11 protein-coding genes are annotated in these 11456 nt (G+C 55.9%); all 11 read left to right on the forward strand.

From position 1 onward, the window contains the following. Positions 1 to 219: 219 nt before the first annotated feature. The 11 genes from AC5JPW_RS17410 to AC5JPW_RS17460 all read left to right on the forward strand — a co-directional run bounded on the left by AC5JPW_RS17410 (position 220) and on the right by AC5JPW_RS17460 (position 11403). Positions 220 to 1854 (forward strand): TIGR04028 family ABC transporter substrate-binding protein, encoded by a 1635-nt coding sequence (locus tag AC5JPW_RS17410; RefSeq protein WP_494242336.1) that lies wholly within the window; start codon positions 220 to 222, stop codon positions 1852 to 1854. Positions 1855 to 1908: 54 nt separating this feature from the next. Beyond that, positions 1909 to 2853, forward strand: coding sequence for an ABC transporter permease (locus AC5JPW_RS17415; protein ID WP_494242338.1), 945 nt, complete (start codon positions 1909 to 1911; stop codon positions 2851 to 2853). Further along, positions 2850 to 3710 carry an ABC transporter permease gene (locus tag AC5JPW_RS17420; protein ID WP_494242339.1) on the forward strand — a complete coding sequence of 287 codons (861 nt, stop codon included), beginning with the start codon at positions 2850 to 2852 and terminating at the stop codon, positions 3708 to 3710. Before AC5JPW_RS17415 ends, AC5JPW_RS17420 begins: the two co-directional genes overlap by 4 nt. Beyond that, positions 3707 to 5362 carry a dipeptide ABC transporter ATP-binding protein gene (locus AC5JPW_RS17425; RefSeq protein WP_494242341.1) on the forward strand — a complete coding sequence of 552 codons (1656 nt, stop codon included), beginning with the start codon at positions 3707 to 3709 and terminating at the stop codon, positions 5360 to 5362. The genes AC5JPW_RS17420 and AC5JPW_RS17425 overlap by 4 nt, the downstream gene beginning before the upstream one ends. Beyond that, positions 5359 to 6513 (forward strand): alkylhydroperoxidase domain protein, encoded by a 1155-nt coding sequence (locus tag AC5JPW_RS17430; RefSeq protein ID WP_494242342.1) that lies wholly within the window; start codon positions 5359 to 5361, stop codon positions 6511 to 6513. The genes AC5JPW_RS17425 and AC5JPW_RS17430 overlap by 4 nt, the downstream gene beginning before the upstream one ends. 252 nt (positions 6514 to 6765) lie before the next feature. Further along, a complete protein-coding gene (locus AC5JPW_RS17435; protein ID WP_494242395.1) occupies positions 6766 to 7506 on the forward strand; it encodes an amino acid ABC transporter ATP-binding protein in 741 nt (246 codons plus the stop codon). Positions 7507 to 7516: 10 nt separating this feature from the next. Then, a complete protein-coding gene (locus tag AC5JPW_RS17440; protein ID WP_494242344.1) occupies positions 7517 to 8215 on the forward strand; it encodes an ABC transporter permease subunit in 699 nt (232 codons plus the stop codon). 9 nt (positions 8216 to 8224) lie between these two features. Beyond that, positions 8225 to 8980: an amino acid ABC transporter permease gene (locus AC5JPW_RS17445; RefSeq protein ID WP_494242345.1), complete on the forward strand. Its 756-nt coding sequence runs from the start codon at positions 8225 to 8227 to the stop codon at positions 8978 to 8980. Then, the gene (locus AC5JPW_RS17450; RefSeq protein ID WP_494242347.1) at positions 8967 to 9812 is read left to right on the forward strand and encodes a transporter substrate-binding domain-containing protein; all 846 of its coding nucleotides are present in this window, start codon (positions 8967 to 8969) and stop codon (positions 9810 to 9812) included. Before AC5JPW_RS17445 ends, AC5JPW_RS17450 begins: the two co-directional genes overlap by 14 nt. A gap of 21 nt (positions 9813 to 9833) precedes the next feature. Then, complete coding sequence (locus AC5JPW_RS17455; RefSeq protein WP_494242349.1) at positions 9834 to 10586, forward strand: VOC family protein; 753 nt, start codon at positions 9834 to 9836, stop codon at positions 10584 to 10586. A gap of 13 nt (positions 10587 to 10599) precedes the next feature. Then, positions 10600 to 11403 carry a pyrroline-5-carboxylate reductase family protein gene (locus tag AC5JPW_RS17460; RefSeq protein ID WP_494242351.1) on the forward strand — a complete coding sequence of 268 codons (804 nt, stop codon included), beginning with the start codon at positions 10600 to 10602 and terminating at the stop codon, positions 11401 to 11403. The last annotated feature ends 53 nt before the right edge of the window (positions 11404 to 11456 follow it).

The following is an 11456-nucleotide window of genomic DNA, read 5'->3' on the forward strand; positions in this document are numbered from 1 at the left end:
TTTACCCGCAAAACACAATGGCGCAGTGACTGCGCCATTAACGCATCGAGTCACATCTCACTAACAAATTTACGCATATTCATTATCAGTATTGTTCTTTGCGGTTTACGAATCGCTGTGAAAATATCGAATCAGGTTTCGGACGGCTAGCCGCCTGTATGGGGTCGTCTGGCCGCTCTCAGCACGACGCTTAAACGATAACCCAAGGAAAAAATAACAATGTCGATTTTGCTCTCCACACACCGATTTCGCCTTTTCGCCGCGATGGCGCTGGCAGGGATCAGCTCCGCCTCGGTTGCCGCAGAGAACGCGCCCAAAAACGGCGGCACCCTGGTCTATCTGGAACAACAGGCACATACCAACCTCTATCCGCCTGCGGGCGGCTTTTACCCGAACGGGGGTATCCTCAACCAGATAACCGATAAGTTGACCTGGCAAAACCCGAAAACCCTGCAAATTGAGCCGTGGATTGCGCAATCCTGGACCACTAATGCGAATTACACCGAGTACACCTTTAAACTTCGTCCTGGCGTGACCTTTTCGGACGGCACTCCGCTCGATGCGAAAGCGGTAGCGAAAAATTTCGATACCTATGGTCTGGGTAATAAAGCCCTCAACCAGCCGGTTTCCGAGGTCATCAACAACTATCTGAAAAGTGAAGTGGTCGATCCGCTGACGGTGAAATTCTTTTTCAAATCACCGTCACCGGGCTTTCTGCAGGGGACCTCCGCAATTGGCTCCGGTCTGATCTCACTCTCGACACTGGAGAAAAACTTTAACCAGTTGGGCAGTGCGCGCAGCATTATTGGCTCCGGCCCGTTTGTGGTTGAAAGCGACCGCCCGGGGCGCGAAGTGAAACTTGTGGCGCGTAAGGACTATAACTGGGCGCCGCCGAGCTTTGCCCATCAGGGACGTCCTTATCTGGATGGCATTAACGTGCTGGTGACGCCGGAAGACAGCGTACGCATTGGCGCACTGCTCTCCGGGCAGGCCGATGCGATTCGCCAGATTCAGGCCTACGACGAGAAGCGCGTCTCAGACAAAGGCTTTGCCGTTTATGCCTCCCCCACGCGCGGGGTGAACAACAGCGTCAACTTCCGTCCTGATAACCCGCTGGTGGCCGATCAGAAAGTGCGTGAGGCGCTGCTGCATGCCACCAATACCAAAGAGATTGTCCAGACGCTCTTCTCCGCCAACTACCCGCAGGCCACATCGGTGCTAGCCAAAACGGCGGTGGGCTATGTGGATCTCTCCGACAAGCTGAAATTCGACCTGGCACAGGCGGCGCGTCTGCTTGATGAAGCAGGCTGGAAAAGCGGCCCGGACGGCGTGCGGCAAAAAGACGGGCAATCCCTGACGCTGACGGCGTATGAATCCCCGCCACAACCGCAGAACAAAGAGACGCTGCAACTGGTGGCGCAGCAGTGGGCTAAGGTGGGCGTCAAACTCAACGTGCTGGCGGGCGATGCGGGCAGTAAAACCCTCGATAACCTTGACCCGGCGAAAACCGCTGTTTACCCAACGATGGTTGGTCGTGCCGATCCGGACGTGCTGAAAAGCCAGTACTACCCGACCGTACGTAATGTGCTGCTGCAAAAAGGCGGTGCCAGCGATAAGGTTAAGCAGTTTGAGGACAGCCATCTGAACGGGTTACTCGATGGCATCGCTTCTGCCACTTCACAGGATAAGCGCATCGCGCTGGTCAACGAGGTGCAGCAATACCTTATCGATAAAGCCTACGTGATCCCCATCTTTGAAGAGCCGCAGGTCTATGCCGGTGCGCCGTCCACCAAAGGGCTGAGCTTTGAAGCCGTAGGTCGCCCGAGTTTTTACAACACCTGGTTAGATAAATAAGGCGCGAGTTGCCCCTCGTCATTGGGCGAGGGGCACCGTGAAAGAGGACATGCCATGGGCAGAAATCTGACGGTACGTTTTGGTCAGGCACTGATAGTGTTGTGGGCCGCCTTTACGCTCTCTTTTGTGCTGTTACAGGCGCTACCGGGCGATGCCATCCTGATCAAATTCCAGAATCCGGATCTCGGGCTGAGCGCGGATCAAATTGCCCAGCTGCGCCTGAGCTATGGCGCTGACACGCCGGTGCTGACGCAATATGTCCACGCGGTGCTCAGCCTGCTGAAAGGGGATTTTGGCCTTTCCCTGCAATCCGGCGTGCCGGTCAGCGAATTGCTGAGCGAGAACCTGCCTTCCACGCTGCTGTTGGCTCTGTTAGGGCTGATTATCGCCACCTTGCTGGCCTTTGTGCTGGCCGGGCTTTCGTTCCTGTCGCCGTTTAGCGGGCTACGTGCGGCGCTGCAATCGCTGCCGTCGCTGTTTATTTCGGTGCCGACCTTCTGGCTTGGCATCGTGTTAATCCAGATTTTCTCCTTCCAGTTGGGGTGGATCCCGGTTATCAACCCAGGCCCGTGGCAGGGGCTGATTTTGCCAACGTTCACTCTGGCACTGCCGATTTCGGCACCGCTGGCGCAAATTCTGATGCGCAGTATCGACCAGGTGCAAACCCAGCCGTTTGTTGCCGTGGCGCGCGCGAAAGGAGCCAGCCGGGCGGGGGTATTGTGGCGGCACGTACTGGGTAATGCGCTGCTGCCAACGCTGACCGTGGCAGGGCTGTTACTGGGCGAACTGATTGCCGGGGCGTTGATAACCGAAACGGTATTTGGGCGCAGTGGTTTGGGGCAACTGACTCAGGATGCGGTCAACACCCAGGACAGCAGCGTGTTACAGGCTATCGTGGTGATTTCCGCCAGCGCCTTCGTGGTGATTAACCTCGGCATCGACCTGCTTTATCCCTTGCTCGATCCCCGACTGAAAAACAGCACAGGAGTCGCATCATGACGGTCGTTCCTCAGGGGAAGCTCAGCTTCCCGTCATTACACAAACGCCTTCGCGTGCCCCGAATTACGCTACGTCCGGGGCTGATCGCCGCCTGGCTGGTTCTACTGACCGTCGTGCTCTGGGCGTTGTTTCCCGCCTGGTTCACCCATTTCAGTCCGACAGAAGGCGTGGCGGGCGCACAGCGTCTTGCGCCTGGTGACGGCTATCTGCTTGGCACTGACCAACTGGGGCGCGACCTGTATACACGCATCGTCTACGGTGCCGTGCACTCGCTTTCCGGCGCGCTTATTGCGGTTGGTCTCGGCCTGGCGCTGGGTAGCCTGCTGGGGCTGCTGGCCGGTGCGATCGGGGGCTGGCTCGACAGCGTGATCATGCGCGTTATCGATATTCTGCTGGCTATTCCGGGACTGCTGCTGGCACTGAGTGTCATCATTTTGCTGGGCTTCGGCACGGTAAACGCCGCCATCGCCGTGGGGATCACCTCGATTGCCAGCTTTACCCGCCTGGTGCGGGGCGAAACCCTGCGCGTACGTCACAGCGATTTTGTCGAAGCGGCATGGGGCAGCGGCGGCACCTTCTTTAGCGTGCTGTTACGCCATATCGTACCTAACGCCTTAAGCACCGTTTTCGCCTTTGCCGCACTGCAATTCGGCAGCGCGATTCTGGCTATTTCGACCCTCAGCTTCCTGGGCTATGGCGCACCGCCACCGACACCGGAGTGGGGATTGCTGATCGCCGAAGGGCGTAATTACCTTTCAACGGCCTGGTGGCTGACCGCTTTTCCGGGGATTGTCGTCGTGCTGGTGGTGCTAGCGGCCAACCGTATCAGCCAGTCATTACGCAGGGGGCAATCATGAGTCTGAACCTGAGTTTGCAGCAGAGCAGCCTAACCGTGCCGGTACTGGAACTGGAGGATGTCACTATCCGTTACCGCACCTCCGAAGGCGATCGCACGGTGGTGGAAGGGGTGTCATTTCAGATCAACCCCGGTGAAGTGGTGGCACTGGTGGGGGAGTCCGGCTCGGGCAAAACCACCACGGCACAGGCGGTGATTGGCCTGCTCAGTGAAAACGGTCACCTGACCCGGGGGGCGATTCGCCTGAACGGTAACGATATCAGCCGCTGGTCGCAAAAGCAGTTGGACGGTATTCGCGGCTCGCGCATCAGCCTGATCCCCCAGGACCCCACCAGTTCGCTCAACCCGGTCAAAACCATTGGTGCTCAGGTTGATGAGATTTTGCATTTACATCAACGTGCTCCGCGACGGGTGATTCGCCAGCAGACAATTGCGCTGTTGGCCCGGGTCGGGCTGACACAGCCTGAGCTGCGCGCACAGCAATACCCGTATCAGCTTTCGGGCGGGATGAAACAGCGGGTGTTGATTGCCATTGCCATTGCGTTGAAACCGGCACTGATTGTTGCCGATGAGCCCACCAGTGCGCTGGACGTGACGGTACAAAAGCGTGTGCTGGATTTGCTGGATGAACTGCGCCGCGAAAGCGGCACTGCGGTCCTGTTTGTGACCCACGATTTGGGCGTGGCGGCAGAACGCGCTGACCGGCTGCTGGTATTCCAGCGTGGACATGTTCAGGAGCAAGGCCCGATTCAGGAGGTGTTGCAGGCCCCCCGCAGCCAGTACGCGAGAGCGCTGCTGGCAGATGTGCCGTCGCTCAATCCCACGCCGCGCACACAACGGGCACGCGGAGGCGACGTGGTGATTCGGGTGGAAAATCTGGTCCAGACCTATCCGCTTTCCGGGGACAACAAAACGACGTTTCGTGCGGTGGATAATCTGTCGTTTACCGTTGAGCGCGGCACCACACACGCCATCGTCGGGGAGTCGGGCTCGGGAAAAACCACCACCGCACGCAGCCTGCTCGGCTTTCATCGCCCCACCAGCGGGCAGATTCTGATTGCGGGGACGGACATCACCCGCTTAAAAGGCGAGTCGCTGCGCCAGTTCCGGCAAAAAATTCAGTTGGTCTATCAGAACCCGTTCAGTTCCCTCGATCCCTCCCAGCGGCTGTTCGACATTGTGGAAGAGCCCCTGCGCAACTTTGGTCGCTTTGACCGGGCAACGCGGGTGCAAAAAGTGCACGAGATGTTTGAGCGCGTGGCGTTGCCACCGGAGCTACTGACCCGCAAACCGCATGAACTGTCCGGTGGCCAGCGCCAGCGAGTAGCGATTGCGCGGGCGCTGATTCTGGAGCCCCAGGTGCTGGTGCTCGACGAAGCGGTTTCCGCCCTCGACGTGACGGTACAGGCACAAATCTTGCGCTTGCTGGACACGCTACAGCGCGAACTCGGCCTGACCTATCTGTTTATCTCCCACGATCTCTCCGTGGTGCGGCAAATCGCCGACACCGTGAGCGTGCTTCACCGTGGCAAACAGGTGGAATCTGGCCCGGTGGAACACATTTTTAGCCATTCCCATGACCCTTACACGCGGGAGTTGATCGACGCCATTCCCGGTATGACGCACCGTACTCAACAGCAGGAGACTTTATGACGTTGCATGACCCCCAGATTCCGGAAACAGTGACCACGCTCTACGCACATGATCTGCTCGATAGCCTGGCCGAGATTGCACCAGACAGTGAACTGGCCGCCGCTCGCCAGACACGTGACGCTGCAACGCGCCACACTCAGGGCAGTTATGAGGCGCTTTTTTCCGCAAGCGTTGTACAGGGAAAACTAACGCTTGCCGTGCGATTCTGGCTGGCGGCGCAAATTGCCAGTTGGTTGCGAGACAGCATTTTGCAGCGCTATTACGAGCAACGCGCTAAAGCCTCTGCCGTCCCGAATGTGACCCCGTTACTGAAGGCGGCGCAGGCCCATGCCAGAACACTCACACTGCATCCCGTCAGCGCACAGGCGAGCGACTTACAGACATTGCTGGACGCCGGATGGTCAGAGGACGATATCGTGACGCTGTCGCAATTGACGGCCTTTATCAGTTTCCAGAGCCGTTTATTGCGTGGCTACCGTTTACTGGCAGGCCATGATGTGGACACGCCGCCAGCACAGGATGCGGTCGCCGGGGAGTGGCATACCCAGACTCAGACGCTTACGGGCAAACGCGCGCCGGTTGCCTTTACCGAGGCCGAGCTTGGCTGGGAGCCGTGGATTGCGGCAAAAGCGCTGGGGGATTTTAATGCCGACGAGCAGGCGATCCTGGCCCGCTTTGGCCATAGCGAGTCGGACTATTTCCGCCTGCTGGGGCGTAATCTTCCGGTCCTTGAGCAACGCACGCTGACCGATAAAGGGATTTTCTATACCGCATCGGGCTTGTCGCGTGCCGAGCGCGAACTGGCGGCAGCCGTCGCGAGCAAGGTTAATGGCTGCATTTACTGCGCCTCGGTCCATGCACGTAAAGCCAGCCAGCTTTCTAAACAGCAGGCGGCGGTACAGCATTTGCTGGCGATTGCCCCTGGTGGCGATCTGACGCAGGGGCAGTCCCCGCGCTGGCAGGCGGTTATCCGTTTCGCTGCGCGTCTGTCCAGCACGCCCGGGCAAGCCAATGCGCAGGATGTGGCACTGCTGCGCGGGCAGGGGCTGAACACCCTGGAGATTCTGGATCTGGTGCAATCCGCGGCCTTCTTTGCCTGGGCCAATCGCCTGATGCTGACACTTGGTGAACCTTACTGGCCAAAAGAGTAAGTCGCAAAAAAGAATCTCCGGGATGATCCACGACGATAAAGTGTGGATCATTCTTTCCCCCGCCTTTATTTCCCCTTAATAGTTTGCCTGTATTCATCCCCGAAAAATGACCGCTTAGGAAATCTGTTTTTCAGCTTTGGATATGTTTTTTTCTTGTTTGTCTTTATAGCACCCGCAGCAATATAGTTTTTGTAAAGAAAGATATGCACCGTTGTGCATTTATCAGGGATCGCCCGCTGCGAAAATAGAATGATGATTGCTATTGAGAAAATCAGTAAAAGCTTTACTGGCGAAAAAATATTGAAAGAGGTTTCGCTGTCCATCGATGCAGGGGAAATTATCTGCATTATTGGCCCGAGTGGTTCGGGGAAAACAACGCTATTGCGCACATTAAATTTTCTGGAGCCTGCCGACAGCGGGAAAATAAAAATCGACGATGCCGTTGTTGATTGCGCGAAGGCCGGAAAAAAAGAGATTGAAAAAATACGCGCGAAAACAGCGATGGTCTTTCAGTCCTGGAATTTATTTCACAATCTCACCGCGCTGCAAAATATTACCGAAGGGCTGATCTATGCGCAAAAACGCCCGCGTCAGGAAGCCATCGCCGCCGCTGAACGTCTGCTAAAACAGGTCGGGTTGCTGCATAAAAAAGACCATTATCCCCACAGCCTGTCCGGTGGGCAGAAACAGCGTATTGGCATAGCCCGTGCGCTGGCGATTAACCCGGCGGTGCTGTTGCTCGATGAACCTACCTCGGCGCTCGACCCAGAGAAAGTCGGCGAGGTCCTGACGCTGATTCAGGAGATTGCCGCCAACGGGCAAACGATGATTATCGTAACCCATGAAATGGAATTTGCCCGCCAGGTTGCCTCGAGGGTGGTGTTTATGGAAAACGGGGAAATCATCGAACAGGGGCCGCCAGAGCAGGTCTTTGGCGCGGCCTTGCACACGCGAACACAGGCGTTTCTTGCCCGATTACAGTTCCACGCCTGAGGCGAATACGATGAATCCACAACCCTTATTGCGTCTCGATGATCTGCTGTTTATCGTGCCGAAATTACTGGAAAACCTGCCGGTTACGCTGGGGATTACGCTGGCCTCTTTGCTGCTTGGTCTGGCGCTTGGTCTGCTGGCCGTCGTATTGCAGTTTAGCCGCTTATCGCTATTACGATTGCTGGCGAAAGCGTATACCGATGTGCTGCGCGGTGCGCCGCTGGCGTTGTTAATCCTGCTCTTTTTCTTCGGCGGAAAACTGATTCTCTCGGCGCTGGAACTCCCCGCGCTGCTGATTAGTGATACCACCTTCGCCATTTTGTCTATCTCCGTTGGCATTAGCCCCTATTTTGCCGAAATGATGCGCTCGGCATGGAACGCCGTGGATGTCGGACAAAAAGAGGCAATACGCAGTCTGAATATTCCCTGGCATATTGGCATCGCCCACATTATTTTCCCGCAGGGGCTCATTATTGCGATTCCAAATTTCGGCAATCTTTTAATCAACCTTGTGAAGATGACTTCACTGGTAAATATTATCGGTATTGTCGATATTTTTGGCCGGGCACAGAAAATATCGCAAAACAGTTACGGTGCAAAACAGGTCGCGGCATTTATTAGCGTTATCCTCGTTTACTGGTTGCTTAACATGATTATCTTTTATCTCACGAGCCGTATTGAGAAAAAGCACCAATATTTACTGGAGTAAAAGACGACCATGTTTAGCCTCGATTTCATCCGGGATAATTTCACCTTTATATTAAGCGCGCTACCGGTCACGCTGCTGATTACCTTTTTATCGTTAATTTTTTCGACGTTATTAGGTGGTGTGTTGGCGTGGGTGATGATTCGCGACCTGGCGTACGTGAAATATCTGGTTGCGGTGTTTATCTCTTTTGGCCGCTCCATCCCAATGCTGGTGATGCTCTATTTTGTTTTTTATGTGTGGCCGTGGCTGGCTCATGGGCTTTTGGGTGGGCCGCAGGAGACGCCGTTCAGTTACAAGCTCTCACCGCTGGTTGCCGCCGTGGCCGCTTTTTCCGTGGTGTTTAGCGCCTATTTTGCTGAGACCTTTCGCTCCGCGTGGAATGCGGTGGAAAAAGGGCAACGTGAGGCCGCGTGGTCGATAGGGCTGAGCGGTTTTACCCAGTTTCGACGCATTATTTTCCCTCAGGCAGCAGTATCTGCGCTACCCAACTACACCAGCGTCCTGATTGATCTGATTAAGGACACGTCGTTGGTTTATACCATCACGGTGGTGGATGTGATGGCAAAAGCAAATATCGCTGCGGCACGCGGTTTTCACTATGTGGAGGCCTATTGCATCGTCCTGATTATTTATATTGCGCTCTGTCTGGTCCTGACCCGGATATTGCGACATATCGAGGTGTATCTCAGTAACCGGTGGAAAAGCCACGCAGTAAAAGTGGCTCCATCTCACTCATTTTTGGGAAAAAAACATGTTCAAAAATAAAGCGTTATTGGTCAGTTCGCTGCTGTTGGCAATGCAGGTTACGGCGGTGCAGGCAGTCGAAAAAAGCCCAGATGCCGAAACAGTGGAAGTGGTGGTGAATGCCAACGGGTTCCCGTTTAGCTTTGTGGACGATAACAATAATATTACCGGCTACGACGGTGAATTATTAAAAGTCATCGACCAGAAGCTCGCCAACTATAAATTCCATTTTAATGCGGTCTCACGCGATGCCATGATCGTCGGTCTGTCCACTGGCGCATATACCCTCGCGGCAGACCATTTTTATCTGACGAAAGAGCGTGCGGCTCAATATGCCTATTCCGAGCAGCCTTCGGGCATCAGCGACCTGCGTCTAATTGTGCGTAACAATGAAAACGATATTCATACGCTGGGCGATCTTGCGAGCGGTAAGAAGAAACTGGTGCCGATTCACACCTCTGATGCGCGCTACACCGTGATTGATAACTACAACAAAAAGCACCCGGGCCAGCAAATCAACCTGCAGCCGAACGGTGAGCAGTCGGCTGCGGACATTTTCAAAGCCGTTGCTTCGGGTGAATACGATGCTGCTATCTACCCGATTGGTGCCTTACTGGCGTTAAACAAAGCTCTCAATCTGAACCTGAAAGCCTCCGAGTCTGTCGGCCTGTTCCCCAACGTCTATTTATACAAAAAGAATGCCGATCCGAAACTGATCAAAGCCATCGACACCGAGCTTGAAGCCCTCAAAAAAGACGGCACGCTCGCCGCACTTTCCCGCAAATGGTACGACGAAGATGTGTACGGCCTGCCGGGTGCAGACAACGTCAAAGTGAACACCGACTGGGAATAATCGCGCAGGGGGAGGGCTTTAATGACCACATTACAATGGGATCACGCCGTACAGTTTGTGAACCAGCCGGACGAGGCGATTGCCATCTTTACCGGGCAGAAGCTCAACGCGCTCGCCGGTGGGCGACACCCCGGCTGGGGGACCTGGAATGCGCTCAGCTATTTTGGGCTGACCTATATCGAATTTCTCGCCATCTACGACCCTGCGGAGCTGGCGTCGGCGCAGGCTGATTTCTTGCTCTCCCGCGACGCGGCGCAGCTGTTACCGGAAAACCAGGCGCTGCACCGGGTCGCACTGCGTTCCGATGATATCGACCAGACGCACGCGGAGTTACGCAGCAAAGGACTGCGGGTCTCGCCGATTGTCGACGGCCAGCGTAACGACCCACAGGGCAACGTCATTAGCTGGCGCATCTTCACCCTCGACGGGGATTTTAACGGCCTGCCGTATCCCTTTGTTCTGCAATGGGGAGAGGACGATAACGCACGCCTGGCGCGGCTACGCGCTCAAGGGCTCGACGGGCCACATCCCGTAGGTGAGGTGGCATTGCAGAGCGCCATTTTTGAGGTGCAAGACCCGCAGGCGGCACGCGCCCACTGGCACACGCTGTTTGGTTTTACTGAGCAGCCGGAAGGGCTGGCGGTGGGGCAACAGCACTTTCTCTTTCGCCAGGGGCCGGCCAACCGATTAATCGAACTGGTCTTTCACGTCTCTGACCCGGCGCTGAAAGGCCAACGTTTTCGCGTGGGCAACGGCGAATATCGTTTTCAATAAGGAGTGATTACTGATGGCAAAAGTCCATTTTATTGGTGCCGGGCAAATGGCGGAGGCCATTATTCGTGCCTCGCTGGCATCAGGCACGCTACGCGCCGAAGAGATTTCGCTTGAGGATATCGACTCAAGGCGCATCGCGCTGCTCGCTGAACGCTATGGTCTGGCGAGAAAACAGCCGGGTGAAGAGGCGGTGCGCGAGGCCGCGCTGGTGGTGCTGGGGATCCGCCCGCAGGACGACCTGGCGAGTGTGGCAGAACGTATTCGGCCCCAGCTTTCTGGCGCAACGACGGTAGTCTCCCTGATTGCCGGGGTGACGCTGCACAAACTGGAAATCGCGTTGGGGGAGGGAAAGCCCATTGCCCGCGTTATCCCGAATACGCTGACCGATACCGGGTTTGGCTACAGCGGGGTGGTGCTGAACGCGCAAGCGAGCGCCGAACAGGTTGAGCCTTTTCTCAACGGCTTTGGCAAAGTGCTTTATCTGCCGGAGCGACTTATCGATATCTTTACCGGCTTCGGCGTCGCCGGGCCGAACTACATTTATTACTTTATCGAGTCGTTTACCGACGCGGGCGTGCTGGCTGGTCTGTCGCGCGCGCAGGCAAGTGAGGTGGTGTTGGAAAATCTGCAGGGAGCAGTCGAGATGCTGCGCCTGAGCCAGAAACATCCACGGCAGCTACTGGATATCAACAACTCCCCGGCAGGTGTCGGGATCCATGGGTTGTATGAGCTTAATAACAGCGACTTCGCCGCAGGATTGCAACGCAGCGTGCTGGCGGCGGTTAAACGCACCCGAGAGTTGGGTGAGACACAGTAAAGGTTATGCGACTTTGGACATATACTATTTTCCTCACTGATTATGCCCAGCTA

It is taken from the genome of Phytobacter sp. (assembly GCF_059074235.1).